Source organism: Streptomyces sp. NBC_00076 (assembly GCF_045041235.1).
Lineage (GTDB): Bacteria > Actinomycetota > Actinomycetes > Streptomycetales > Streptomycetaceae > Streptomyces.
The window spans coordinates 8,212,009-8,237,213 of the sequence record NZ_CP108242.1 but is presented as its reverse complement, the minus strand read 5'-3'; the positions used below and the strand labels follow the sequence as shown (position 1 = coordinate 8,237,213).

General features: G+C 70.4%; 25 protein-coding genes and 1 pseudogene. 15 read left to right on the top strand and 11 right to left on the bottom strand.

What is annotated here, in order from left to right; all coding sequences use genetic code 11:
- The first annotated feature begins 2 nt into the window (after positions 1–2).
- The 12 genes from OHA64_RS37005 (at position 3) to OHA64_RS36950 (ending at position 10,128) form a co-directional block, all read left to right on the top strand.
- Positions 3–575, top strand: coding sequence for a GNAT family N-acetyltransferase (locus OHA64_RS37005; protein WP_405620765.1), 573 nt, complete (start codon positions 3–5; stop codon positions 573–575).
- A 127-nt stretch (positions 576–702) separates the two neighbouring features.
- Complete coding sequence (locus OHA64_RS37000; protein ID WP_309486338.1) at positions 703–786, top strand: putative leader peptide; 84 nt, start codon at positions 703–705, stop codon at positions 784–786.
- A 125-nt stretch (positions 787–911) separates the two neighbouring features.
- The gene (locus tag OHA64_RS36995; RefSeq protein ID WP_405620763.1) at positions 912–2,609 is read left to right on the top strand and encodes a nitrite/sulfite reductase; all 1,698 of its coding nucleotides are present in this window, start codon (positions 912–914) and stop codon (positions 2,607–2,609) included.
- Positions 2,606–2,785: a hypothetical protein gene (locus OHA64_RS36990; RefSeq protein WP_362431508.1), complete on the top strand. Its 180-nt coding sequence runs from the start codon at positions 2,606–2,608 to the stop codon at positions 2,783–2,785. The genes OHA64_RS36995 and OHA64_RS36990 overlap by 4 nt, the downstream gene beginning before the upstream one ends.
- Entirely contained in the window at positions 2,782–3,492 is a 711-nt protein-coding gene (locus OHA64_RS36985) for a phosphoadenylyl-sulfate reductase (RefSeq protein ID WP_405620761.1), read from the top strand. Before OHA64_RS36990 ends, OHA64_RS36985 begins: the two co-directional genes overlap by 4 nt.
- Entirely contained in the window at positions 3,489–4,061 is a 573-nt protein-coding gene (cysC, locus tag OHA64_RS36980) for an adenylyl-sulfate kinase (protein ID WP_405620759.1), read from the top strand. Before OHA64_RS36985 ends, cysC begins: the two co-directional genes overlap by 4 nt.
- The gene (cysD, locus tag OHA64_RS36975) at positions 4,058–4,996 is read left to right on the top strand and encodes a sulfate adenylyltransferase subunit CysD (protein WP_405620757.1); all 939 of its coding nucleotides are present in this window, start codon (positions 4,058–4,060) and stop codon (positions 4,994–4,996) included. Before cysC ends, cysD begins: the two co-directional genes overlap by 4 nt.
- A gap of 2 nt (positions 4,997–4,998) precedes the next feature.
- Complete coding sequence (locus OHA64_RS36970; protein WP_405620755.1) at positions 4,999–6,333, top strand: sulfate adenylyltransferase subunit 1; 1,335 nt, start codon at positions 4,999–5,001, stop codon at positions 6,331–6,333.
- Between the two features lie 223 nt (positions 6,334–6,556).
- A complete protein-coding gene (locus OHA64_RS36965) occupies positions 6,557–7,666 on the top strand; it encodes an ABC transporter substrate-binding protein (RefSeq protein ID WP_405620753.1) in 1,110 nt (369 codons plus the stop codon).
- Between the two features lie 11 nt (positions 7,667–7,677).
- Positions 7,678–8,481, top strand: a complete 804-nt coding sequence (locus OHA64_RS36960) for an ABC transporter ATP-binding protein (protein ID WP_405620751.1) — start codon at positions 7,678–7,680, stop codon at positions 8,479–8,481.
- Positions 8,468–9,373 (top strand): ABC transporter permease, encoded by a 906-nt coding sequence (locus tag OHA64_RS36955; RefSeq protein WP_405620749.1) that lies wholly within the window; start codon positions 8,468–8,470, stop codon positions 9,371–9,373. Before OHA64_RS36960 ends, OHA64_RS36955 begins: the two co-directional genes overlap by 14 nt.
- 5 nt (positions 9,374–9,378) lie before the next feature.
- Positions 9,379–10,128, top strand: a complete 750-nt coding sequence (locus tag OHA64_RS36950; RefSeq protein ID WP_405620747.1) for a sirohydrochlorin chelatase — start codon at positions 9,379–9,381, stop codon at positions 10,126–10,128.
- A 70-nt stretch (positions 10,129–10,198) separates the two neighbouring features.
- Here OHA64_RS36950 and OHA64_RS36945 read toward each other — a convergent pair whose 3' ends face one another.
- Positions 10,199–10,804: a TIGR03086 family metal-binding protein gene (locus tag OHA64_RS36945; protein ID WP_405620745.1), complete on the bottom strand. Its 606-nt coding sequence runs from the start codon at positions 10,802–10,804 to the stop codon at positions 10,199–10,201.
- A 94-nt stretch (positions 10,805–10,898) separates the two neighbouring features.
- Here OHA64_RS36945 and OHA64_RS36940 point away from each other — a divergent pair, with 94 nt between their 5' ends.
- A complete protein-coding gene (locus tag OHA64_RS36940; RefSeq protein ID WP_405620743.1) occupies positions 10,899–11,759 on the top strand; it encodes an aldo/keto reductase in 861 nt (286 codons plus the stop codon).
- On the opposite strand, the gene OHA64_RS36935 is transcribed toward OHA64_RS36940, so the two are convergent.
- From OHA64_RS36935 to OHA64_RS36925, 3 genes are all read right to left on the bottom strand, one after another.
- Complete coding sequence (locus tag OHA64_RS36935; RefSeq protein WP_405620741.1) at positions 11,751–12,302, bottom strand: DUF1697 domain-containing protein; 552 nt, start codon at positions 12,300–12,302, stop codon at positions 11,751–11,753. The two genes, OHA64_RS36940 and OHA64_RS36935, sit on opposite strands and share 9 nt — an antisense overlap.
- Positions 12,303–12,484: 182 nt before the next feature.
- Positions 12,485–13,561, bottom strand: coding sequence for a CU044_5270 family protein (locus OHA64_RS36930; protein ID WP_405620739.1), 1,077 nt, complete (start codon positions 13,559–13,561; stop codon positions 12,485–12,487).
- A complete protein-coding gene (locus OHA64_RS36925) occupies positions 13,558–14,202 on the bottom strand; it encodes an RNA polymerase sigma factor (protein WP_405620737.1) in 645 nt (214 codons plus the stop codon). The genes OHA64_RS36930 and OHA64_RS36925 overlap by 4 nt, the downstream gene beginning before the upstream one ends.
- A gap of 427 nt (positions 14,203–14,629) precedes the next feature.
- Here OHA64_RS36925 and OHA64_RS36920 point away from each other — a divergent pair, with 427 nt between their 5' ends.
- Complete coding sequence (locus OHA64_RS36920; RefSeq protein WP_405620735.1) at positions 14,630–16,882, top strand: MMPL family transporter; 2,253 nt, start codon at positions 14,630–14,632, stop codon at positions 16,880–16,882.
- A gap of 80 nt (positions 16,883–16,962) precedes the next feature.
- Here OHA64_RS36920 and mgt read toward each other — a convergent pair.
- The 4 genes and pseudogenes from mgt to OHA64_RS36900 all read right to left on the bottom strand — a co-directional run bounded on the left by mgt (position 16,963) and on the right by OHA64_RS36900 (position 21,043).
- Positions 16,963–18,226, bottom strand: a pseudogene (mgt, locus tag OHA64_RS36915) (macrolide-inactivating glycosyltransferase).
- Positions 18,211–18,831: a hypothetical protein gene (locus tag OHA64_RS36910; protein WP_405620733.1), complete on the bottom strand. Its 621-nt coding sequence runs from the start codon at positions 18,829–18,831 to the stop codon at positions 18,211–18,213. The pseudogene mgt and the gene OHA64_RS36910 overlap by 16 nt, the downstream one beginning before the upstream one ends.
- On the bottom strand, positions 18,828–20,264 hold the full coding sequence (locus OHA64_RS36905; RefSeq protein WP_405620731.1) for a sensor histidine kinase: 1,437 nt from the start codon (positions 20,262–20,264) through the stop codon (positions 18,828–18,830). Before OHA64_RS36905 ends, OHA64_RS36910 begins: the two co-directional genes overlap by 4 nt.
- A gap of 86 nt (positions 20,265–20,350) precedes the next feature.
- The gene (locus OHA64_RS36900) at positions 20,351–21,043 is read right to left on the bottom strand and encodes a response regulator (RefSeq protein WP_405620729.1); all 693 of its coding nucleotides are present in this window, start codon (positions 21,041–21,043) and stop codon (positions 20,351–20,353) included.
- A gap of 248 nt (positions 21,044–21,291) precedes the next feature.
- On the opposite strand from OHA64_RS36900, the gene OHA64_RS36895 reads away from it, so the two are divergent.
- The gene (locus tag OHA64_RS36895; protein WP_405624268.1) at positions 21,292–22,089 is read left to right on the top strand and encodes a DUF3152 domain-containing protein; all 798 of its coding nucleotides are present in this window, start codon (positions 21,292–21,294) and stop codon (positions 22,087–22,089) included.
- A gap of 16 nt (positions 22,090–22,105) precedes the next feature.
- On the opposite strand, the gene OHA64_RS36890 is transcribed toward OHA64_RS36895, so the two are convergent.
- Genes OHA64_RS36890 through OHA64_RS36880 form a run of 3 tightly spaced genes read right to left on the bottom strand, consistent with a single transcriptional unit; the run spans position 22,106 to position 25,151 of the window.
- A complete protein-coding gene (locus OHA64_RS36890; RefSeq protein ID WP_405620727.1) occupies positions 22,106–23,386 on the bottom strand; it encodes an ABC transporter substrate-binding protein in 1,281 nt (426 codons plus the stop codon).
- Positions 23,386–24,219 (bottom strand): carbohydrate ABC transporter permease, encoded by an 834-nt coding sequence (locus tag OHA64_RS36885; RefSeq protein ID WP_405620725.1) that lies wholly within the window; start codon positions 24,217–24,219, stop codon positions 23,386–23,388. Before OHA64_RS36885 ends, OHA64_RS36890 begins: the two co-directional genes overlap by 1 nt.
- The gene (locus OHA64_RS36880) at positions 24,216–25,151 is read right to left on the bottom strand and encodes a carbohydrate ABC transporter permease (RefSeq protein ID WP_405620723.1); all 936 of its coding nucleotides are present in this window, start codon (positions 25,149–25,151) and stop codon (positions 24,216–24,218) included. The genes OHA64_RS36885 and OHA64_RS36880 overlap by 4 nt, the downstream gene beginning before the upstream one ends.
- Positions 25,152–25,205: the final 54 nt, after the last annotated feature.

Sequence of the window (25,205 nt, the reverse complement as noted above, 5' to 3'; positions counted from 1 at the left end):
TCATGACCAACATCCCCGTGACCACCTGGTCCCTGGAGCAGACCTCCCCGACCGACCTCCTGCCGGCCGCCGCGCCGGAGGGGGACGTGCGGATCGTGCGCTCCGAGGTCCCCTCCCCCGAGTTCAGCCGCTTCCTGTACGCGTCCGTCGGCGGGGACATCCGGTGGATCGACCGGCTGGGCTGGACGTACGCCCGGTGGCAGGAGTACCTGGACCGGTCGGGCGTGGAGACGTGGGTGGCCTACGACCGGGGGACGCCCGCCGGGTACGTGGAGCTGGACGCGCAGGACGACGGGGTCGTGGAGATCGCCTACTTCGGCCTGATCCCGGCCTTCCGCGGCCGGCGGATCGGCGGGCACCTGCTGTCGTACGGGATCGCCCGCGCCTGGGACCTCGCGGACCGTCAGCCCGGGGTACCGCCGACCAAGCGGGTGTGGCTGCACACCTGCACCCTGGACGGCGAGCACGCGATGGACAACTATCTCCGGCGCGGCTTCAAGCTCTTCGACACCAAGGTCGAGGAGCAGCCCCAGGTGACCGCACCCGGCCCCTGGCCTGGCGCCTACCCTGCCTGACCTGCGCGGACAAGACCGCCTGCGCATCATGTGACCGACAACACCTTCGTCTCGCCATTCGGGACAAGGATGTCCGCATGGCGGACAAAGCTGGACTGTGTCCAGATCGCCATGACACGCTTCCGTCATGTCTGGAACTGGAATTGCCTTGGTGAGTCGGCGGCACGTCGACCTCGGCCGCATGTCCAGCGCCATCTGTCCAGCGAGCTGACAGCCCCGGCAAGTCCGACATTCCCCTTCCGTCTCATTCCCGCGCAGCGCCGCGCACGCACTCCCGTGCGCGCACATACGCAGGTCAGAGCCGCTTTCCCGCCTGTCCCGAAGGACGTATCAACCATGGCCGCCACCCCGCAGAATCCTGCTGCCGCGACTCCCCGCCGCAAGGTGAGCCGTCACCGCGGTGAGGGTCAGTGGGCCGCGGGGCACCACACCCCGCTCAACGGCAACGAGCAGTTCAAGAAGGACGACGACGGTCTCAATGTGCGGACACGCATTGAGACGATCTACTCCAAGCGCGGATTCGACTCGATCGACCCCAACGACCTGCGCGGCCGGATGCGCTGGTGGGGTCTGTACACCCAGCGCAAGCCCGGGATCGACGGCGGCAAGACCGCGATCCTGGAGCCGGAGGAGCTGGACGACAAGTACTTCATGCTGCGCGTCCGTATCGACGGCGGCCGGCTGACCACCCGCCAGCTGCAGGTCATCGGCGAGATCTCGCAGGAGTTCGCGCGCGGCACCGCCGACATCACCGACCGGCAGAACATCCAGCTGCACTGGATCCGCATCGAGGACGTGCCCGAGATCTGGAACCGCCTGGAGGCGGTCGGCCTGTCCACCACCGAGGCCTGCGGTGACACCCCCCGCGTGATCCTCGGCTCGCCCGTCGCCGGTATCGCCGAGGACGAGATCATCGACGGCACCTGGGCCATCGACGAGATCCACAACCGGTTCATCGGCAGCACCGAATTCTCCAACCTGCCCCGCAAGTTCAAGACCGCGATCTCCGGCTCCCCGCTCCTGGACGTCGCCCACGAGATCAACGACGTGGCGTTCGTCGGAGTCGAGCACCCCGAGCACGGCCCCGGCTTCGACCTGTGGGTCGGCGGCGGCCTGTCCACCAACCCGAAGATCGGCGTCCGGCTCGGCGCCTGGGTTCCGCTGGACGAGGTCCCGGACGTCTGGGCGGGCGTGATCGGCATCTTCCGCGACTACGGCTACCGGCGCCTGCGCACCCGCGCCCGGCTGAAGTTCCTGGTCGCCGACTGGGGCCCGGAGAAGTTCCGCCAGGTCCTTCAGGACGAGTACCTCAAGCGCACGCTCGTCGACGGCCCCGCGCCCGCCGCGCCCGTGGAGCGCTGGCGCGACCACGTCGGCGTGCACCGGCAGCAGGACGGCCGTTTCTACGTCGGCTTCGCCCCGCGGGTGGGCCGCGTGGACGGCGCGACGCTCACGAAGATCGCGGAGCTCGCCGAGGCCCACGGCTCGGGCCGGGTCCGTACCACCGTCGAGCAGAAGATGATCGTGCTCGATGTCGAGGAGGCGCAGGTCGAGTCGCTGGTCGAGGCCCTCCAGGCCCTCGACCTGACCGCCAAGCCCTCCGCGTTCCGGCGCGGCACCATGGCCTGCACCGGCATCGAGTACTGCAAGCTCGCCATCGTCGAGACCAAGCAGCGGGGCTCCGCGCTGATCGACGAACTGGAACGCCGCATCCCGGAGTTCGACGAGCCGATCACCATCAACATCAACGGCTGCCCGAACGCCTGCGCCCGTATCCAGGTGGCGGACATCGGTCTCAAGGGCCAGCTGGTCCTCGACAAGGACGGCAACCAGGTCGAGGGCTACCAGGTGCACCTGGGCGGCGCGCTGGGTCTGGAGGCCGCCTTCGGCCGCAAGGTGCGCGGCCTGAAGGTCACCTCCGACGAGCTGCCCGACTACGTCGAGCGCGTCCTCAAGCGCTTCCAGGAGGAGCGCGAGGACGGCGAGCGCTTCGCCACCTGGGCCACCCGCGCATCCGAGGAGGCCCTCTCATGAGCGAACGGGCCGCCCCCTTCTACTGCCCCTACTGCGGCGACGAGGACCTGCGTCCGAACGACGAAGGTCACGGTGCCTGGGAATGCGCGGCATGCAATCGCGCATTCCAGCTGAAGTTCCTCGGGCTGCTGGCCCGGGGTGTTCAGCGGGCCGACAACGGACGGGACCAGATATGACGACGGCTCAGGAAGCCCGTACGACCGAGGAGTTGAAGGCACTCGCCGAGCAGGCGGGCCGCGACCTGGAGGACGCCGACGCGCTGGAGATCCTCCAGTGGGCGGTCGACACCTTCGGAGCGCGCTTCTGCGTGACCTCCTCGATAGAGGACGCGGTGGTCGCCCACCTCGCGTCCCGGGTGAGGAAGGGCGTGGACGTCGTCTTCCTCGACACCGGCTACCACTTCCCGGAGACCATCGGCACCCGGGACGCGGTGGAGGCCGTGATGGACGTCAACGTCATCACGCTGACGCCGCGGCAGACGGTCGCCGAGCAGGACGCCGAGTTCGGCCCCAGGCTGCACGACCGCGACCCCGACCTGTGCTGCAAGATGCGCAAGGTCCAGCCGCTCGAGGAAGGCCTCAAGGAGTACGCGGCCTGGGCGACCGGGCTGCGCCGCGACGAGTCCCCCACCCGGGCGAACACCCCGGTCGTCGGCTGGGACGAGAAGCGCCAGAAGGTCAAGATCTCCCCGATCGCCCGCTGGACCCAGGACGACGTGGACGCGTACGTCACCGAGCACGGTGTCCTCACCAACCCGCTGCTGATGGACGGCTACGCCTCCGTCGGCTGCGCACCCTGCACCCGCCGCGTCCTGGAGGGCGAGGACGCCCGCGCCGGCCGCTGGGCGGGCCGCAACAAGACCGAGTGCGGGCTGCACGGATGACCACTGTGCTGTCGACGAATCAGGAGAACCAAGTGACGACCGGAGCCACCGTCTGGCTCACGGGTCTGCCGAGTGCCGGCAAGACCACCATCGCGTACGAGCTGGCAGGCCGGCTCCGCGCGGCAGGCCACCTCGTCGAGGTGCTCGACGGCGACGAGATCCGCGAGTTCATCTCGGCGGGCCTCGGCTTCTCCCGCGAGGACCGGCACACCAACGTGCAGCGCATCGGCTTCGTCGCCGAACTGCTGGCCCGCAACGGTGTCAAGGTGCTGGTCCCGGTGATCGCGCCGTACGCCGAAAGCCGCGAGGCGGTGCGGGGGCGCCACCAGGACGGCGGGGCCGCGTACGTCGAGGTGCATGTGGCGACCCCGGTCGACGTGTGCAGCGAGCGGGACGTCAAGGGCCTGTACGCCAAGCAGGCGGCGGGCGAGCTGACCGGGCTCACCGGGGTCGACGACCCGTACGAGGAGCCCGTCTCGCCCGATCTGCGCATCGAGTCGCAGCACCAGACCGTCCAGGAGTCCGCGGCCGCGCTCCACGCGCTGCTCACCGAGAGGGGACTGGCATGACGACGACCGCAGCCGAGGTCGAGGAGGGTACGGACACCCCGTACGACCTGTCGCACCTGGACGCGCTGGAGTCCGAGGCGGTGCACATCTTCCGCGAGGTGGCGGGCGAGTTCGAGCGGCCGGTGATCCTGTTCTCCGGCGGCAAGGACTCCATCGTCATGCTGCACCTCGCGCTGAAGGCGTTCGCTCCCGCGGCGGTCCCCTTCTCGCTGTTGCACGTGGACACCGGGCACAACTTCCCCGAGGTGCTGGAGTACCGGGACCGCACGGTCGACAAGCACGGTCTGCGGCTGCATGTCGCGTCCGTGCAGGACTACATCGACCGGGGCGTCCTCAAGGAGCGCCCGGACGGCACCCGTAACCCGCTGCAGACGCTTCCGCTGACGGAGAAGATCCAGGCGGAGAAGTTCGACGCGGTGTTCGGCGGCGGTCGCCGCGACGAGGAGAAGGCCCGCGCCAAGGAGCGGGTCTTCTCGCTGCGGGACGAGTTCTCGCAGTGGGACCCGCGCCGCCAGCGGCCCGAACTGTGGAACCTGTACAACGGACGGCACGCTCCCGGCGAGCACGTCCGGGTGTTCCCGCTGTCCAACTGGACCGAACTCGACGTGTGGCAGTACATCGCCCGCGAGGGCATCGAGCTGCCGCAGATCTACTTCGCCCACGAGCGCGAGGTGTTCCGGCGGGCCGGCATGTGGCTCACGGCCGGCGAGTGGGGCGGCCCGAAGGACACCGAGACCGTCGAGAAGCGGCAGGTCCGCTACCGCACGGTCGGCGACATGTCCTGCACCGGCGCCGTCGACTCCGACGCCACCACGCTGGACGCCGTGATCACCGAGATCGCCGCCTCCCGGCTCACCGAACGCGGCGCCACCCGCGCCGACGACAAGATGTCCGAGGCCGCGATGGAAGACCGCAAGCGCGAGGGGTACTTCTAATCATGAGCACGCTCACGACCGAGGAACTCTCGGAAACCACGCTGCTGCGGTTCGCCACCGCCGGCTCCGTCGACGACGGCAAGTCCACCCTCGTCGGCCGCCTCCTGCACGACTCCAAGTCGATCCTCACCGACCAGCTGGAGGCCGTCGAGCGCGCCTCGGCGAGCCGTGGCCAGGAGGCCCCGGACCTCGCGCTGCTGACCGACGGCCTGCGGGCCGAGCGGGAGCAGGGCATCACCATCGACGTGGCCTACCGCTACTTCGCCACGCCCCGCCGCCGGTTCATCCTCGCCGACACCCCCGGGCATGTGCAGTACACCCGCAACATGGTCACCGGCGCGTCCACCGCCGAACTGACGGTGATCCTCGTCGACGCCCGCAACGGCGTCGTCGAACAGACCCGCCGGCACGCCGCGATCGCCGCCCTGCTGCGCGTCCCGCACGTGGTCCTCGCCGTCAACAAGATGGACCTGGTCGACTACCAGGAGACCGTGTTCGCGGGTATCGCCGAGGAGTTCACGGCGTACGCCACCGAGCTGGGCGTCCCCGAGGTCACCGCCATCCCGATCTCGGCGCTCGCCGGTGACAACGTGGTGGAACCGTCGGCGAACATGGACTGGTACGGCGGGCCGACGTTCCTGGAGCACCTGGAGTCCGTGCCGGTCGCCCACGACCTCAGCCACTGCCACGCCCGGCTGCCCGTGCAGTACGTGATCCGGCCGCAGACCTCCGAACACCCCGACTACCGGGGGTACGCGGGCCAGATCGCCGCCGGTTCCTTCCGTGTCGGCGAGCAGGTCACGGTGCTGCCGTCCGGCAGCTCGACGAAGATCTCCGGCATCGACCTGCTCGGCACGCCGGTCGACATCGCCTGGACCACCCAGTCGGTGACCCTCCTGCTGGAGGACGACATCGACATCTCGCGCGGCGACCTGATCGTGCCCAGCAAGGACGCGCCGCCGACCACCCAGGACATCGAGGCGACCGTCTGCCATGTCGCCGACGCGCCCCTGACCGTCGGCCACCGGGTGCTGCTCAAGCACGGCACCCGCACGGTGAAGGCGATCGTCAAGGACATCCCGTCCCGGCTCACGCTCGACGACCTGTCCCTGCACCCGCACCCGGGACAGCTCGTCGCCAACGACATCGGCCGGGTGAAGATCCGTGCCGCCGAGCCGCTGCCGGTCGACTCCTACGCGGACTCGCGGCGCACCGGCTCGTTCATCCTGATCGACCCGAACGACGGCACCACCCTGACCGCAGGCATGGTCGGCGAGTCGTTCGCGTCCCCGGAGCCCGTCAAGGACGCGGCCGAGGACGACGGGTGGGACTTCTGACCATGAACTCCACCGATTTCTACTCCTCGTTCGCGAAGGAGGGCGGCCGCGTCGGCAGCGGTGCCCTCGGCAGCGGGCAGGGCGGGGTTGCGCGATGTGTGCGTTGACGTACGCGCACTGCTCGCGCGCCCTCACCCCCCACCGCCGTAGACGAAAACCTGCCGACCTCCCGGCCACGACCTGAAAGACCGTGACCGCCGGGCCAACGAGGGGAACACCTCCCGTGCCTGTCAAGCGCTCAGCCCTTCTTCGCCGCGGCATAGCCGCAGTGACCGCTCTTCCGCTGCTCACCCTCGCCGCCTGCGGCTACGGCTCCGACGCCAAGGACGACGGGACCGCCAAGGTCGCCGCCGGGGCGAAGAAGATCGACGGCCTCGACTCCGTCAAGATCGGCTACTTCGGCAACCTGACCCACGCGACCGCGCTGGTGGGCGTGCAGAAGGGCTACTTCCAGAAGCAGCTCGGCGCCACCAAGGCCGGCTACCAGATCTTCAACGCCGGCCCGTCGGAGATCGAGGCCCTCAACTCCTCGTCGATCGACATCGGTTTCATCGGCCCGTCCCCGGCGATCAACGGCTACATCAAGTCGGGCGGCAAGAACCTGCGCATCATCGGCGGTGCGGCGTCCGGCGGTGTGAAGCTCGTCGTCAACCCGAAGAAGATCAAGTCCCTGAAGGACGTCAAGGGCAAGTCGATCGCGACTCCCCAGCTGGGCAACACGCAGGACGTGGCGTTCCTCAACTGGATCGCGGAGCAGGGCTGGAAGGTCGACGCGGAGAGCGGCAAGGGCGACGTCTCGGTCGTCCGCACCGACAACAAGGTCACCCCGGACGCCTACAAGTCCGGTTCCATCGACGGCGCGTGGGTGCCCGAGCCGACCGCGTCCAAGCTGGTCGCCGAGGGCGGCAAGGTGCTGCTCGACGAGGCCGACCTGTGGCCGGACAAGAAGTTCGTGATCACGAACATCATCGTGCGGCAGGCCTTCCTCAAGGAGCACCCGAAGGCCGTCGAGGCCGTGCTGAAGGCCTCCGTCGACGCCAACAAGTGGATCAACGCGAACCCGGACGCGGCGAAGGCGGCGGCGAACAAGCAGCTGGAGTCCGACTCGGGCAAGGCGCTGCCGGCCGCGGTCATCGACCCGGCGTGGAAGTCGATCCAGTTCACCGACGACCCGCTGGCCGCCACCCTCAACACCGAGGCGGCGCACGCGGTCAAGGCGGGTCTGCTGGAGAAGCCCGACCTGAAGGGCATCTACGACCTCACGCCGCTGAACAAGGTCCTCAAGGCCGAGGGCGAGAGCACCGTCAGCGACGCCGGTCTCGGCGTCGGCTGAGTCAGGTCCCGATGAGTTCCCAGGAGGTGACGACCATGGCCACGACCTTCGCCAAGGCCGCCGAGACGGTGGAGCACGCGGCGCGCATTGAGCATGTCTCGAAGTCCTTCGCGGGCCCCGCCGGGCAACAGCTCGTGCTGGACGACATCAGCATCGATGTCGCACCCGGCGAGTTCGTCACCCTCCTGGGGGCCTCGGGCTGCGGAAAGTCCACGCTGCTGAACCTGGTGGCGGGGCTGGACAAGCCCACCGTCGGGTCCATCACGACGGAGGGCCGCCCGGCCCTGATGTTCCAGGAGCACGCCCTCTTCCCGTGGCTGACCGCGGGCAAGAACATCGAACTCGCCCTGCGCCTGCGGGGAGTTCCGAAGAACGAACGTCGGGACAGGACCGAGGAACTGCTCGGCCTGGTCCGGCTGAAGGGCGCGTACGGCAAGCGGGTGCACGAACTGTCGGGCGGTATGCGCCAGCGTGTGGCGCTGGCCCGCGCGCTCGCCCAGGAGAGCAACCTGCTGCTGATGGACGAGCCGTTCGCGGCCCTCGACGCCATCACCCGGGACGTGCTGCACGACGAACTGACGCGTATCTGGGCGGAGACCGGCGTGTCCGTCCTCTTCGTGACGCACAACGTGCGCGAGGCGGTGCGGCTCGCACAGCGCGTGATCCTGCTGTCCTCCCGTCCGGGGCGGATCGCGCGCGAGTGGACGGTCGACATCCCGCAGCCGCGCCGTATCGAGGACGCGCCGGTGGCGGAACTGTCCGTCGAGATCACCGAAGTACTGCGTGGGGAGATCCGCCGCCATGGCCAGCACTGACACGAAGACGACCGACGGGAGCGCCAAGGACGGCTCCGCGCTGGGCGGCATCGAGGCGGGCCTCGACGCGCTGGAGACCTCGGTCACCGGCCGTCCGCCCTTCCGGCAGACCTTCCGCGAGAAGATCTTCCCGCCGATCGTCGCCACCGTCGTGGTGCTCGCGATCTGGCAGGGCCTGATCTCCCTGAAGATCGTCGACGACCCGTCGAGGCTGCCCTCCCCCGGCGCCGTCTGGGCCGAGGTCGAGGACGCGTGGCTCAGGGGCACCCTGCTCGACTACATCTGGACCAGCGTCTCGCGCGGCCTGTTCGGCTTCTTGCTCGCCCTGATCATCGGCACGCCGCTCGGCCTGGTCGTGGCGCGGGTGAAGTTCGTGCGCGCGGCGATCGGTCCGATCCTGTCCGGTCTGCAGTCGCTGCCGTCGGTGGCCTGGGTGCCGGCCGCCGTGATCTGGCTGGGCCTGAAGCCGGAGATGATGTACGCGGTGATCCTGCTCGGCGCGGTGCCGTCGATCGCCAACGGTCTGGTGTCCGGTGTCGACCAGGTACCGCCGCTGTTCCTGCGCGCGGGACGGACGCTGGGGGCGACGGGTCTGCGCGGCACCTGGCACATCGTGATGCCCGCGGCGCTGCCCGGCTATGTGGCGGGGCTGAAGCAGGGGTGGGCGTTCTCCTGGCGGTCGCTGATGGCCGCCGAGATCATCGCGACGGCGCCGGACCTCGGCGTGGGCCTCGGCCAACTGCTGGAGGTGGGCCGTACGAACAGCAGCATGGCCACGGTCTTCCTCGCCATCCTGCTCATCCTGTTCGTCGGTATCGCCATCGACCTGCTGATCTTCAGTCCGCTGGAGCGGTGGGTGCTGCGCAGCCGAGGCCTGCTGGTGAAGAGCTGAGCCCCATGTACACCACGTCCAAGAAGCCGGTTCTGCTGGTCATCGCCCACGGCAGCCGCGACCCGCGGCACGCCGCGACGGTGCACGCCCTCGTCCGTCGGGTGCGCTCCCTGCGCCCCGACGTGCGGGTGGAGACCGGTTTCCTGGACTTCAACATCCCTTCCGTGCAAGGGGTGTTGGAGTCGCTGGCGGCGGAGGGCGTAGAGGAGATCGTGGCGCTCCCCCTCCTGCTGACCCGCGCGTTCCACGCGAAGGCGGACATCCCGGCGGTCCTGCGGGACGCGCCGCCGCGGCTGCGGATCCGGCAGGCCGAGGTGCTCGGCCCCTCCCCGCTGCTGCTCACCGCCCTCGAACGGCGGTTGTACGAGGCGGGGTTGACGCCCGCCGACAAGTCCTCGACCGGGGTCGTGCTGGCCTCGGCGGGGTCCACCGACCCGGAGGCGATCGCAGTGATCGCTGAAATCGCGCGGGAGTGGCGGCACACCGGTTGGTGCGCCGTGCGACCTGCGTTCGCCTCCGCTGCTCTCCCCCGTACCGAGGACGCGGTACGGGAACTGCGCGCCCTCGGCTGCGAGCGGGTCGCCGTCGCGCCGTACGTCCTGGCGCCCGGTTTCCTCCCCGACCGGATCGCCCTGGGCGCGGCCGAGGCGGACGTCCTGGCCGAGGTGCTGGGCCCTTCGCCGGAGGTGGCGCGGGTGCTGCTCAAGCGGTACGACGCGGCCCACATGCCGCTGCTGGCGGCCGTGGGGGCCTGACGTCGTCCGACGTCCGGCGTGGGGGCGTGACGACGCGGGAGCGGGACGCACCGACGCCACCGACGCGGTGTCAGACGCCCGTCGTGGCTCCCAGGGCGTGCTGTCGCGGATCGCGTCCGCTCGCGGCGAGGGCCTGCTCGAACGCCGGCGCGTCGCCGGGTACCGGCACCGGGTCGGCGAAGCCGTCGTACTGCCGGTAGATGTCGCCGTGTGTGAGAACCACGTCGAGGACGAAGCGGGCCGCGTCCTCGGAGACGTGGAACTCCTGGCCGGTGGCCGTGGCGACGTCCCAGCCGTGCACCGCCATCTCCTTGATGATCATCGAGGCGATCTCGACGGCGGACATGACCGCCATGCCGAGGTCCAGCTCGCCCTCCCACACCGCCGGGTCCGCCCAGGCCGCGACCGCCCGGTCCAGCTGGGCGGCGTAGGCCTCGGCCCAGTCCGGCTCGGCGGTGAAGTCGCGTGCGACCAGCTCCTCGGGCAGCTGCTTGCGCAGGGCGCGGTGCTCCAGACCGTGCGAGGTGTACAGGACCCAGTGGTTGACCAGTGCGCGGACGTCCCAGTCCGGGCAGTGGGTGGGCTCGTCGAACCGTGCCGCCGGGACACCACGGGCGACACGGGCCGCCTCGGCGGCGCATTCCTTCATGTACGGGTAGAGGTCGTCCTTGTTCATGCCTCCTACGCTACGGAGAACGCGCCCGGGGCTCTTGAACAAACGCGACAGCCTCCCCCTGTCCGGCCGGAGCGCTCCTGCGTAGGCTCGCCGCATGATCCAGGACTCCTTCCCGCTGGGCGGGGAACTGCCGGTACGACGGCTCGGCTACGGCACCGCACAGCTCACCGGCCCCGGCTACTGGGGCCCACGCGGCGACCCGGCGGACGCGGTGGCGGTGCTGCGGCGGGCGGTGGAGCGCGGGGTCACACTGATCGACACGGCGGACAACTACGGCCCGTCGATCGCCGAGGAACTCGTGGCCGAGGCCCTGCACCCGTACCCGGAGGGGCTGGTGATCGCCACCAAGGGCGGTGTCGTGCGCACCGGCGACGACGCCTGGCACATCGACGGGCGGCCCGAGCGGCTGCGGGAGATGTGCGAGGCGAGTCTGCGCAGGTTACGGCTGGAGACCGTCGACCTGTACCAGTTGCACCGGCTCGACCCGGACGTCCCGATGGCCGAACAGCTGGGCGCGCTCGACGAGTTGCGCGCCGAGGGCAAGGTACGGCACGTCGGCCTCGACTCGGTCACCGTCGAACAGCTGGAAGCCGCCATGGAGTTGACGTCCGTGGCGTCCGTCCAGAACCGCTACAACCTGCTCGACCGTGCCTCCGAGCCGCTGCTGAAGGTGTGCGAGGCGCGCGGGGTCGCCTTCCTGCCGTGGTTCCCCCTGGGCAACGGATCGCTGACCTCGGACCCGGTGTGCGCCTACATCGCCGCCACGCACGGTGCGAGCCCCGGTCAGATCGCCCTGGCGTGGCTGCTGCACCGCTCCCCGGCACTGTGCCCAACGCCGGGCACCGGCTCCCTCGCGCATCTGGAGGAGAACCTGGACGCCGGTGCCGTACGGCTGTCCGCGTCCGACCTGACCAGGCTGGACGCGCTGACGGCGGCGTACGGAACGTCAGGCTGAGCCGGTCATCTCCACGAGCTTGAGGACGGTGTTCCAGTTGCGGCTGGTGGCGATCACGCCCTTGTTCAGCCTGGGCTTGGAGAGCTGCTCGGCGAGCTTGGAACGGCCGAGGCCGTTCGGGGCGTAGAGGTACAGGGCGCGGTCGCCGAGCCGGAAGTCCTCCGGGAGGTAGGCGGCCCGGTCGATCTCGGCGAAGCGTTCCTCGTCGACGGGGGCGGAGAAGTAGGTGACGTGGAGTTGCCTGGCCTCCAGGTCGGCGGCGGGGAAGGGGCAGGCCTCGGCGATCGCCCTGAGGTAGGCGTGGTCGCGCACGATGACGTCGACCGCGAAGCCGAACCGCTTCTCGATCGCCGCCGTGAGCTCGTCGGCCAGCGACTCCTCGTCCCCGTGGTCACTGGCGAACACGGCCTGGCCGCTCTGCAGATAGGTGCTCACGTCGTGGTGGCCGAGGCTCTCCAGCAGGGCGCGGAGGTCGGCCATCGGGACCTTTCTGCTGCCGCCCACGTTGATCCCGCGCAGCAGCGCCGCATACGTCGTCGTCATCCGCACACCATAAGCAGTCCTGCCCCCCGCCGGGTCGACCCGGCGGGGGGTGGTGTCGTCGGACGGACAGGATCGGCTAGGTGAGGAGATTCGCCTTCAGGACGGTCACCGTGTACGTGTTCCCGTCCGTGTCGGCGACCAGGAGGGCGGCCGGCGCCGCCGATGAGGAACCGAAGGGCACGTCAGCTCGCCTTCCCGGGCATCTGCTTGTTGCCGTCGACGACCGCGCGCTGGGTGATCGCGCTGGTGAACGCGACGGTGCCGACCTTGAGCTCCCCGTCCTTGTCGGCCTTGACCTGGACGGTGCGCTCGCCGAGCAACGCCAGGGTCTTCTTGTCGAAGATCCACTCGGTGCGCTGCCCGTCGGTGTCGTTCTGCCTCGCCACCGCGATCCCGTGACGGCCCATGGCGTCGACCGAGTCGTCCACCGCGACGACCCCCGGAATCTTGGCCGCGGCCTTGTACAGGGCGACGCTGAGGTCGGCAGGCGGGTAGCTCTCGTTCAGCAGCTCGCCGATGGCGACGAAGGCCGCCTGGTCGCGGGGGACTTCGGGGTCCCGGTCGGCGTCCGACTCCTTGTAGATGTGCCGCAGCAGCGCGTCGGGGTCGGTGGGCAGCTTGACCAGGGCGTTGTACGCCCCGGCGAACGGGTTCGGCCCGGCCAGGGTCATGCCCTCGTCGCTCGTCTCGCCCGCTTCGATCAGCCAGCCGTCCTTCCCCTCGGGGGACAGCCAGACCCGACGGTCGTGCAGCTCCTGGCTGACGATCGTGGTCTTGTCGTCGACGGTCTTGGGGTAGGTGCTCGCCACCTTCGAGGCGATGTAGGTGAACTGGCCGTCGTGCACCGTGGGGCCGGAGGTGTCGGCGGCGGCGAGTGAGATGCGGTCGAGCAGCTGGGGGGCGCCCTTGGGATCGGCGGCGCCGATCTGGGTGGTCAGCGCGGGGCCGGTGGCCAGGTCGGCCGTGCCGCCGTCGCCGTTGCCGCCGGACAGGGCGACACCGGCGACGACCGCGCCGGCCAGGGCGAAGACCCCGGCGGGCAGCAGGATCGCGCGCCGCAGGAAGGGGTTGCGGCGCTGCGGGGTGACGGCCGGGGCGGCCGGGCGGGCGGCGGCGCGGAGGTCTTCGTGGATCTGGGCCATCATCTGCTCCTTGTGGAACTGGTGGCGGCCCGCCGGCAGATCACGCTCGACGGAGGGCAGGAGTTGCTGGGTCTCCGTCCACTCAGCCGGGTGCGGCTGGGAGGGGGTGGCGTTCATCGGTTTCCTTCCTGTGCGGACCGGATCACGTATCCGCGATCACCTGTTATCTGCCGGTCTGGGGCGGTGAGTTCCCTTTTTTTTCGGAGCAGTTCGGCGTCGGCGAGTTTGCGCAGCTTGCCGCGGGCACGAGACAGCCGGGAGCGGACGGTGCCGACAGGGATGCCGAGGGCGCCGGCCGCTTCGGCGTACTCCATGCCCTCGCACAGACACAGCGTCAAAACCTCGCGCTCGGGGGGCTTGAGCGCGCTGAGGGCGGTCAGCGTGGCGCTGATGCGGCGCCGGTCGTCCACGCGTCCGGCGGTCTCCTCGGCGTGGTCCTCGACGTACTCCTCCGCGGCGTTCGCGGCTGCCGCGGCCCTGGCCGCGTTGCGGTAGCGCCGGTTGCTGCGGTACTGGGAGCGGGCGACGTTGGTGGCGACGCCCAGCAGCCAGGGCCGCAGCGAACCCCCTTCGGCCTCGACCGACGCCCGGCGCCGCCACGCCTCCATGAACGTCGTCGCCATGACGTCCTCGGCCGCGGACCAGTCGGCGGTCAGCCGGAAGGCGTGGTTGTACACCGCGCGGGCGCAGTCGTCGAAGAGTTCCGCGAAGGCGTCCGGATCCCCGGCCCGTATCCGGGTTCGCATATCTGTGGTCACGTCTTCAACTGCTCGTCCAGGACGGTGAGTTCCGGTGACGTACGCCACACACGCGAACCGGCGGTGGATGTCGCGCCGGGACGGGCCGTCGTGCCCCGTGGGGGTGGGCACGACGGCCGGGTCCGGTGATGCGGACTGGCCGAAACTCTGGCGGATCCGGAGGGCTCGGTTCAACCACTTCACGAACCTGTGACTTATTCAACAAGTTTTCGTAATGACAAAGCGGGGCTCTGCCGACGGACCGGACACCCGGTAGATGTAGGGGGCCGCCGTCCTACCCAGTGGGGAGACGCGGGTACCGGGAGGATGACGCCGGGCCGCGGGACCTCACCGAGCAGCAGGAGGTGAGGGGTTTATCCGCCCCATACCTTCGAAGTGAAAGGTGGCGGCAGGGGGCTGTCACCGCACACGAGGGGGCAAGCCCGTCATGGGGAACGGAGATACACGGGTGCGGGGCCTGGCCGCGCGAGCCGGCGGCTGGAGTGCCCGGCACCGATGGGCTGCCGTCGGTATCTGGGTGCTGTTCGTCGTCCTGGCGATGGGGCTCGGTTCGGCGGCCGGCCGGGTCGACGTCAAGGACAGCGACCAGCTGAAGGGCGAGACACGCACCGCCGCCAAGATCATCGAGGACGCCGGGATCGACGAGCCGGCCAGTGAGACGGTGCTGATCCAGGCCAGGGACGGCGGCGTCAAGGCCACGGACGCGCAGTTCCGGGCCGCCGTCACCGCGGTCGTCGACGCCGTCGAGGGGACGGGCGAGGTCACGGGGGTCGCCTCGCCCTACGACACGAACACCATCTCGAAGGACGGCCGCAGCGCGCTGGTGCAGTTCGACATGCGCGGCGAGTCGGACACCGCGGGCGAGCGGGTCGAGCCGGTATTGAAGGCCGTCGAGGGGGTGCAGAAGGAGCACGGGTCGCTGCGGATCGAGGAGATCGGCGGCGCCAGCATGATGAAGACGTTCGCCGACGCGTTCGGGGACGACTTCAAGAAGGCCGAGTACTCCGCCGTGCCGGTGGCGCTCGGCATCCTGCTGATCGCGTTCGGCGCGCTCGTGGCCGCGCTGCTGCCGGTGCTGCTGGCGGTCACCGCGATCATGGCGACGATGGGTCTGATGGGCATCGTCAGCCATGTGATGCCGATGAGCGACCAGGCCAACTCCGTGATGCTGCTGGTCGGTCTGGCCGTCGGCGTCGACTACTGCCTGTTCTACCTGCGCCGCGAGCGCGAGGAGCGCGAGGCCGGCCGGGACGCCCAGACGGCCCTGAGGGTCGCCGCCGCGACCAGCGGCCGCGCGATCATCGTCTCCGGTGTCACGGTGTGTGTGGCCATGGCGGGCATGCTGTTCACCGGTCTCGCCGAGTTCGAGGCGATGGGCCTGGCCTCGCTGATGGTCGTGGCGGTCGCCATGGTCGGCTCGGTGACCGTACTGCCGGCGCTGTTGTCCCTGCTGGGCGAGCGGGTCGAGAAGGGCCGTATCCCCTTCCTGCGTCGTCGCCGCCGTGACGGGGCCGGCGGCGAGAGCCGGTTCTGGACGGCAGTCCTGAAGGGCGTTCTCGCCAAGCCCGTCGTCTCCGTGGTGGTGGCGGCCGGCGCGCTGCTGGCGATCGCGGCGCCGGCGGTCGGCATGAAGACTCAGCAGCTCACCCTGGACCAGGAGTTCGGTGACTCGCTGCCGATCGTCCAGACGTACAACCGGCTCAACGACGCCTTCCCGGGCGGGTCCGACCCGGCCGAGGTGGTCGTCGAGGCGGACGACATCAACGCCCCCGAGGTGAAGAACGCGCTCGCCGCGTTCAAGGAGGAGGCCGTCTCGTCCGGCGCCTCGCGCGGCCCGGTCGAGATCAAGCTGCACGACGCGCAGAACGTCGCCTATGTGTACGTCCCGCTGGTGGGCGGCTCCGACCTGGACAAGGCGGGCGCGAGCCTGGACAAGCTGCGCGACGAGGTGCGGCCCGCCACGCTCGGCAAGGTCGACGGCCTCGAGGCGCCGATCACCGGACAGGTCGCCGGGTCGAAGGACTTCAACGACCAGCTGGCCGGAGCCGTCATCCCGGTCTTCGCGTTCGTCGTGGTCTTCGCCTTCGCGCTGATGCTGTTGTCCTTCCGCTCGCTGACCGTCGCGATCACGTCGATCGTGCTGAACCTACTGTCGGTGGGCGCGGCCTACGGCATCCTCGTGGCTGTCTTCCAGCACGGCTGGGGCGCGTCCCTGGTGGGCGCGGAGGGTGTCGGGGCCATCATCACCTGGCTGCCGCTGTTCCTCTTCGTGATCCTGTTCGGTCTGTCGATGGACTACCACGTGTTCGTGGTCTCGCGGATCCGCGAGGCGCGGCTGCGCGGCCGTACGACGAACCAGGCCATCCAGCACGGAGTGGTCACCACCGCCGGTGTCGTGACCAGTGCCGCGATCATCATGGTCGCCGTCTTCGCGATCTTCGGGACGCTGTCCATGCAGTCCATGAAGCAGATGGGCGTCGGCCTCGCGGCCGCGGTGCTCATCGACGCGACGATCATCCGGGGCGTGCTGCTGCCGGCCGTGATGGCGCTGCTCGGCGAGCGCAACTGGTACCTGCCGAAGTGGCTGCACGGGTTGCCGGACCTCACCCATGACGAGGCCCCTCAGGACGTGGTCCGGCCGACGGTGCGCGACGACGAGGGTGAGCGGCTGGGGGTCTGATACCTCCCCCGCCGAACCTGGCAAGACTGAGGGCCCGTTGGTCACGTGGGGAGCCAACGGGCCCTCTGCCGTGGGTGGCGCTACGGCAGTTCGGCCTCGATGAGGTCGGCCGCGCGCCGGGTGCCGCCCTCCTCGGCCATTTCCGCCTGGATCGACTTCAGCCGTCGGGCGACCTCGGGATCGTCCACCAGCGCGAGGGCGGCTGCCCGCAGCGCCTCGTCGGTCGCCTCCTCCGTGGGGAGGTGACGGGCCACACCGAGCGACTGGAGCACGTCCGCGTTGCCGAACTGGTCCACGGCCTGGGGTACGGCGATCATCGCAGTGGCCGTGGCCAGACCCTCCTGGCTGCCGCCCGCACCGGCGTGCGTGACGAACAGGTCGGCCTGCCTCAGGATCGTCAACTGCGGTACCCAGGACCGTACTTCGACGTTCCTCGGCAGGTCTCCGAGTTCGGCGGGGTCGACGTGCCTGCCGATCTGGAGAACGAGGTGCCAGCCGGACAGGTCGCCGAAGGCCCTGACGCACTCCCGGTAGAAGTCCGGCTGCCGGGTGAAGGTCGACCCCAGCGAGACGAGGACCACCTTCTCGGCGTCGGCGGGCCGGTGCCAGTCGCCCTCGGCCGTGCGGTCGCCCTGGCAGGCGCCGACGAAGGAGTACACGCTCTCGTCGACCCGGTCGGCGTTCGGCTGCAACGCCCTCGGGATCAGCACGAGGGAGCGAGCGGGGCGCCCCACGAACGGGTCCGGGTGCTCGGTGATCCCGTTCTCCTCCAGCCAGGCGTGGAAGCGGGCGTAGTAGGCCTGTCCGCGCTCGGTCTTCTTCGGCTCGGCCCACATCGGTTCGGCGACCTCCGCCTCGTAGCCCTCCCAGGCGACGAGGTTCGGCGACAGGGAGACCGCGGGCACGCCCCAGCGGCGGGCGAGGACCCGGGCCGGGTACGCGGTGATGTCGTGCAGCACGAGGTCGGGCTCGTCACCCTCGTACGCGTCGATGAGCTGCGGCAGCGCCTGGATCGCGTCCGCCAGGAAGGGTTCCACGTGGTCCAGCAGGGTGGTGCCCCAGGCCTCGGGGTCGTCGTCGGGGCCGGGCAGCGTCGAGTTCCAGAGCTTCACCTCGGCACCGGTCTCGGCGGCCTTCTCGGCGAACACGGGCGGAATCGCGTACGTGACCCGGTGCCCCCGCGCCACGAGTTCGCGGATCACTTCGAGGCTCGGGTTCACGTGGCCGGGGGCGGCGATGGAGAACATGGCGATGTGGGCGGGTCGACTGGTCATGACGGAGAATTTAGGCGAGACGATACGTATCGTGCAACGTATTTCGAGGGCCTTCTAGAGGTCGGGGCACTGCGCGCCGGTCCCCTCCACGCGCCGGCCGGTCCGATCCGTGACGGTCACCGGTGCCGGTTCGGCCCGGAGGTCGGCCACGCGCTGCGCCCCTACGGCCGTGCAGATGAGCTGGGCCGCCGCGAGATCGCTCACCTTCCCCGCCAGGGCGGACACGTCGATGGAGACGCGGTTCTCCCGGGCGGTCACCTTCACGAGGTCCGACAGGTCCGCCTCCTGCGGAGCCCGCGCGGCACCGTCGGGGAAGAGGGTCGAGGGGGTCGGCGTCGGCGTCGGCGTCGGCGTCGGCGTCGGCGTCGGCGTCGGCGTCGAGGTGAACGCCGGCAACGCGCCCGGCAGCGGCAACAGCGTGGTCATGCGCTTGACCTCCTCGTCGGCACTCGGCCCCTGGAGCAGCACCCGCACGGCCGACTCGACGTCGACCGGCGCCACAGTCTGGCGGGGGACGGCCACCAGGGTGCCGTCCGTCACGAAGTAGACCCGTATCGTCGGCACGACTCCGCTGGCCGGACCGCCCGCCTCCACCACTCCGGTGGCCGGGATGCCGCAGGACGTGAGCAACCCCAGGGATGACAGCAGCAGCGCGGTTCGGCGTACGGCCCTCATGATCCGCCCTCCCCGGGCAACTCGTCCCTGTACAGCGGGAGTTCCACGGTGAAGACGGCGCCGCCCTCCGGTCGGTTCGCCGCGCGGACGGTGCCGCCGTGCACACGGACGTTCTCGGCGGTGATCGCGAGGCCCAGACCGCTGCCCTCGGTGCGGGTGCGGGCGGCGTCCGACTTGTAGAACCGCTCGAAGACGTGGGGAAGCACGCTGTCGGGGATGCCGGGCCCGCTGTCCAGCACCTCGATCACCGCGAGCCGCCCGGTACCTTCGGACAGCCGAAGCCGGACGGGTTGCGCACCGTGCCGCAGGGCATTGCCGACCAGGTTGGCGACGACGACGTCGAGGCGCCGGGGGTCGACGCGTCCGCGCAGGGCGTCGGGCGGTGGCAGATCGGTGTCGACCAGGTCGGTCCAGGCGCGGGCGGCGAGGGTGCGCCGCAGCGACTCGGCGAGGTCGATCTCGTCCAGGTGCAGGACCGCCGCGCCCGCGTCGAATCGGGAGATCTCCATCAGGTCGTCCACCAGACGGGCCAGTTTCACGGTCTCCTCGCTGATCAGCCGGACCGCGGTGGCGGTGTCCGGGTCGAGGCGGTCGGCGTCCTCGTCGAGTACGTCGGTGACCGCCGACATGGCGGCCAGCGGGGTGCGCAGTTCGTGCGAGACGTCCGCGGCGAAACGGCGGGCGCGGGCCTCCATGCCGCGCAGTTCCGCCACCGACTCCTCCAGCGCGGCGGCCGTCTCGTTGAACGTGTGTGACAGATCGGCGAGTTCGTCGGACCCCTCGACGGCGAGCCGGGTGTCCAGCCGCCCCTCGGCGATGCTGCGGGTCGCCCGGCGCAGCGCCCGTACCGGACGGAGCACCCCGCGCGCGGCGAGCAGCGCGAGCAGCACCGCCAGCGCCAGGGCGGCCACGGTGGCCCGTTCCACGGCGGCGACCAGGGCGTCGACGTACGCCAGTTCCGTGGTCTGCGGCACGGTCAGGAAGACCTGGATCCCGGAGGCGACCGTGGCCCCCGCGGCGGAGTCCGCGTAGGCGACCGACATGCCGACGACGAGTGCGGTGTGGTCGCCGCTGTTCACCCGCTGGAAGACGGTGGCCGAGCTGCTGTCCACGGCCGAACGCAGGGCGGACGTCAGCTCCTCGAACGGGTCGTCGGGGACGGACGTGGCGCTCACATCGCCGTAGTCGACCATGACGCGCCAGACCCCGGAGGGTTCGGCGCCGGCCACGTCGACCGCGAACCGCCGCAGTTCACTCTCGCCCGGCGGGAAGGCCAGGGCCGGGGCGAGCCGGCCGACCTGGGTGCGCAGCAGCTTGATGACGGCATCCTGGCTCTGCTGGAGCACCCCGGTGCGTGCCTCGCGGAAGGTCAGGGCACCGGTGGAGGCGGCGGTGAGGGCGGTGACCAGCGCGAACGCCACGACCAACCGCACGCGCAGACCGCGCAGTTGGGGTACTCGGACGCGGGCCCTCAGCGAGCCTCCCGACGAGCCCTCCGACGAGCGCCGCTCGGAGCCCCTCACCGGGACGCGAACCGGTAGCCGAAGCCGCGCACGGTCTGGATGTAGCGGGGCTCGCGCGGCGGGTCGCCCATCTTGGCCCGCAGCCGTTTGACGCAGGCGTCCACCAGACGCGCGTCCCCGTGGTAGCTGTGCTCCCACACCGCCTCCAGGAGCTGCTGCCGGCTGAACACCTGGCCGGGCGAGGCGGACAGGGTGAGCAGCAGCCTCAGTTCGGAGGGCGCGAGGGCGACCGGTGCGCCCTTTCGGGAGACCGCGAGCCCGGCCCGGTCGATGGACAGGTCTCCATAGGTGTCGATCTTCGGTATGCCGCCCTCGCCGGGCGACCCGCCCGCCCGGCGCAGCACGGCGCGGATCCGCGCCTCCAGCACCCTGGCCTGCACGGGTTTCACCACGTAGTCGTCGGCTCCGGCCTCCAGTCCTACGACGATGTCCTCGTCGTCGCCCCGGGCGGTCGCCATGAGGATCGGCAGGGTCTGGTCGAGGGCGCGCATCCCCCGGCACACGTCCAGGCCGGACATGCCGGGCAGCATGAGGTCCAGCACCACGACGTCCGGTCGGAAGGACCGCAGCCGCTCAAGGCCGGCCTCGCCGGTCTCGGCGGCGGCGACCTCGTGACCCTGGCGGCGCAGGGCGAGGGCGACACCCTCCCGCACGGCACGGTCGTCTTCGATCAGCAGAACGCGTGGCATGCGCTCAGTATCCGTACGCCGTCAGCCCGTTCGGGACTCTGTTACCGGATGATCACATGGACCCGGATCCGACAGGACGTTACCCTTTTGTTATCATTCGAGCCAGAACCCATCACATCGCGATCACAATCTGAACAACCATGACCGCGCACAAAGCAACTCCTTCCAACAGCCGTCGTCGCCGGAGTGGCCCGTCACATGCCTCCCTGCGCGGGCGGAAGCGGCCCTTGTGGGCAGGTCTGGCCGCACTGACCGTCCTGGGCGCCGCCGGTTTCGCGGCCGTGGGCTGGACGTCCGCGGATGCGGGCGGCACACACACCGGCGCCCGGTCCGAACCCACGAAGCGCGCCGAGGCCGGCGCCGAGTCCGACCCCGGCTCCGCCCGGCCGACAGCCGGCGTCAGGACCACGCCGCCCCGTTCGTCCGCCAGTTCCTCAGCCAGTTCGTCCGTCGGCTCGTCCGACCGGCCTTCGCAGCCCGACATCCCGTCGACGGGGCCGGGCACGTTCGCCAGCGCGTCCGGCGGCAGCGACACGGTGGGGAAGGGCAATGCCCTGCGCTACCGGGTCGACGTCGAGAACGGCCTCGACCTGTCCGCCGCGGACGTCGCCGAGCAGGTGGAGGACATCCTGGGCGACCGGCGCGGCTGGACGGCCGACGGCCACTCGGCGTTCCGGCGGGTCCCGGGCGGCACCACCGACTTCGTGGTCCGGGTCGCGACGCCCGGAACGGTGGACAAGATCTGCGGACAGTACGGGCTGAACACCGGCGGCGAGGTCAACTGCAGCGTGGGCCAGAACGTGATGGTCAACCTCAAGCGCTGGCTGCTGGCAACTCCCGTCTACGCCAAGGACGTCACGGCCTACCGCGCACTGATCATCAACCACGAGGTCGGCCACTTCCTCAGCCACGGCCACGTCGGCTGCCCCGGCAAGGGACAGCCGGCGCCCGCGATGATGCAGCAGATCAAGGGCATGAACGGCTGTGTGCCCAACGTCTGGCCGTACGACGAGAAGGGCCGCTATCTCACCGGACCCGCCGTCTGACCCGGGCTCGCGGCCCTCAGCGCTGGTAGCGGGCCAACACCAGGTTGCCGTCCTTCTCCAGCCGTTCACGCAGCTCAGCGAGGTCGATCGAGCCGCTGTAGTACTCCTGGAACGCGGGCGTGGCCACCTTGTCCTTCCACTCCGGGTAGCCGCGAACGGACTGCGCCGGCGCCGGGCGCAGGTGGGTGGCGAGGGCCGTTCCGGTGTCCCAGCCGTCCTTCGCGGTGTGCAGGGCGGGGTCCTTGAGGGCCTGGGTGCCGGTGGGCAGCATCCAGTCGCCCAGGGCGAGCCGGACCATGTTCTCGGGCCGGAGCAGGAAATCGATGAACTCGGCGGCCTCCTTCTTGTGCGGGCTGTCCTCGGCCACCGACAGGGTCTGCGGGCTGACGCCCTGGGTCAGTCCGTCCGCGCCTGCCGGGGCTGGCAGCACCTGCCAGGCGAAGCCCTTCGGCGCCTGCTGGGCGATCTGCTGGCGGTACGAGAACCCGAGCGGGACCATCGCGTACCTGCCGCCGAAGAAGCCGGGCAGGGTGTCCGAGCCGCCGCTGCCGAGGGTGGTCGGCGAGGCGCTGCCGTCGGTTTGGGCCTGGTCGTGGATGGTGCGCGGCACCACCGCGTCGGCGGCCCCGAAGCGGACGGTCACCCTGCCGTCCGCGCCCCGGTGGAAGAGCTGTCCGCCCGCCGACAGGGACAGGTTGAGGGTGGCGGAGACGGGTTCCTTGAGCGGCCAGGCCACGCCGTACCGGCCGTCGCCGCTGAGCTGCTCGGTGATCTTCCGGAACTCCGGCCAGCTCCACGGGTGTTCGGGGGTGGGGATGCGTACCCCCACCTCCTTCAGCCGGGCCGAGTCGGCGATGAGCACCCGCGGCTCCTGCAGGAACGGGACGCCGTAGATCCCGTCCCCGAAGGTCGCCGTGTCCCAACTGCGCTGCGGGATGTCCGACCTGAGCCGCTCGGGCAGCAGGTCGGTGAGATCCGCGAGATAGCCGCCGTACGCGAAGTCGGCGAGGTCGTCCGAGGCGTCGTGGATGATGTCGGGCGCCTCACCGCCCTCGAAGGAGGTGAGGAGCTGGTCGTGGACGCTGTCCCAACTCCCCTGGACGTACTCGACCTTGACGTCCGGGTGAGCGGCGTTCCACTCCTTGACCAGGTCCTGGTTGGCCTCGACGGACTCCTGCTGCCAGGCGAGGGACTGGAAGCGGAGGGTGACACGGCCGTCCCGCGCACCGCTGTCCTCGCCCGTGCAGCCGGAGAGCAGCAGGGCCAGCGCCAGGAGGCCGGCGACCTTGACGCGCATCAGCTCTTCACCGCCCCGGCCATCATGCCTCCCGTGATCCGTCGTTGGATGATCGCGAAGACGACCAGTGAGGGCAGGGTGGCGAGGAAGGACGCCGCGGCCAGCGGGCCCAGGTCGGCGACGCCCTCCGCGCCGATGAAGTGCGTAAGGACGACCGGCAGGGTCTGCTTCTCGGGCGTCTTCAGCAGCACCAGCGCGAAGAAGAACTCGTTCCACGCCGTGATGAACGCGAACAGGCCCGTCGCCACGATCCCCGGCGTGAGCAGCGGCGCGGTCACCGACACCAGGGTCCGCAGCCGCCCGGCCCCGTCCACCGCCGCCGCCTCCTCCAGTTCGGCGGGCACGGCACGCACGTACCCGACGAGCATCCACAGCGCGAACGGCAACGCCCACACGACGTACACCATCACCAGCCCCGCCGACGAGTTGATCAGTCGCAGGTTCTTCAGCACCAGGAACAGCGGGATGATCACCAGCACGAGCGGGAACGCCTGGCTGACGACCACCCAGCCCGTCGCGGCCCTGGAGAGCCGGCTGCGATGGCGGGCCATCACGTACGCCAGCGGGGTCGCGATCAGTACGGCGATCAGCGCGGCGCCGAGCGCGGCGAGCAGCGAGTTGCCCGCGGCGCGCAGCAGTGGCTGTTCGTCGAAGGCCTGCCGGAAGTTGTCGAGGGTGGGATCCCTCGGGATCCAGGTGGGGTGCAGACTGCCCAGTTCCCGTGGCGACTTGAAGGCGGTGGAGACCAGCCAGAGGAAGGGGAAGGCGAGGAAGACGAGATACCCGAGCAGGGCCGCGTACTGGCCGACCCGGCCGCCTGTGCTGGTCCTCACGCGTCGTCACCTCCCCTGAGCCGGCCCACCAGGAACAGGGCCAGCAGCACCGAGATCACGGCGACCATCACGCAGCCCATCGCCGCCGCGTAGCCGAACTGCCCGTAGCGGAAGGCCTCTTCGTAGGCGAAGAGCATGGGCAGGCGGGTACGTCCGCCGGGTCCTCCGCTGGTCAGGACGTAGACCAGGGCGAAGGAATTGAAGTTCCAGATGAAGTTGAGGGCGGTGATCGCGAGTGCGACCGGTCTCAGCGCCGGCCAGGTGACCGTCCAGAAGCGCCGCCACGCGCCGGCCCCGTCCATCGCGGCCGCCTCGTGGAGTTCGCGCGGGGTGTTCTGCAGGCCGGCGAGGAGGGCGACCGTGGTCTGCGGCATGCCCGCCCAGACGCCGACCACGATCACCGCGGGCAGGGCGGTCCCGAGGCCGCTGAGCCAGTCGCGGCCGTCACCGAGACCGAGGTCGCGCAGGGTCTCGTTGAGGACGCCCGCGTCCGGGTTGTAGACGAGCCGCCACATCACACCCACGACGACCTCGGGCATGGCCCACGGGATGATCGCCAGGGCGCGGGCCAGCCAGCGCAGTCTCAGGTCCTGGTCGAGGAGGAGGGCGAGGCCGAGCGCGAGCAGGAACTGCGGGACGGTCACCCCGACCGCCCAGACCAGTCCGATCCGGAACGACTCCCAGAACAGCGTGTCGTGCAGCAAGTCCTGGAAGTTGAGCCCGCCGATCCACTCCGTGGGCTCGGTCCGCCCCGACTGGGCGTCGGTGAAGGCCAGCGTGATCCCGTAGAGCAACGGGCCCACGCTCAGCACCAGGATCGGGATCAGCGCGGGCAGCACCAGGAACCAGGCCCCGCGGTCGGGCGGCCGTAAGGCCCCGTCGGCGCGCGGAGCGCCCTGCGCCGACCGCTTCGTCGCGGTCACCACTGTCACCTGATCGGCTCCTTCGCACGGCTCGGGACGCATCCGGGCCCGGCGGGCCTCCGA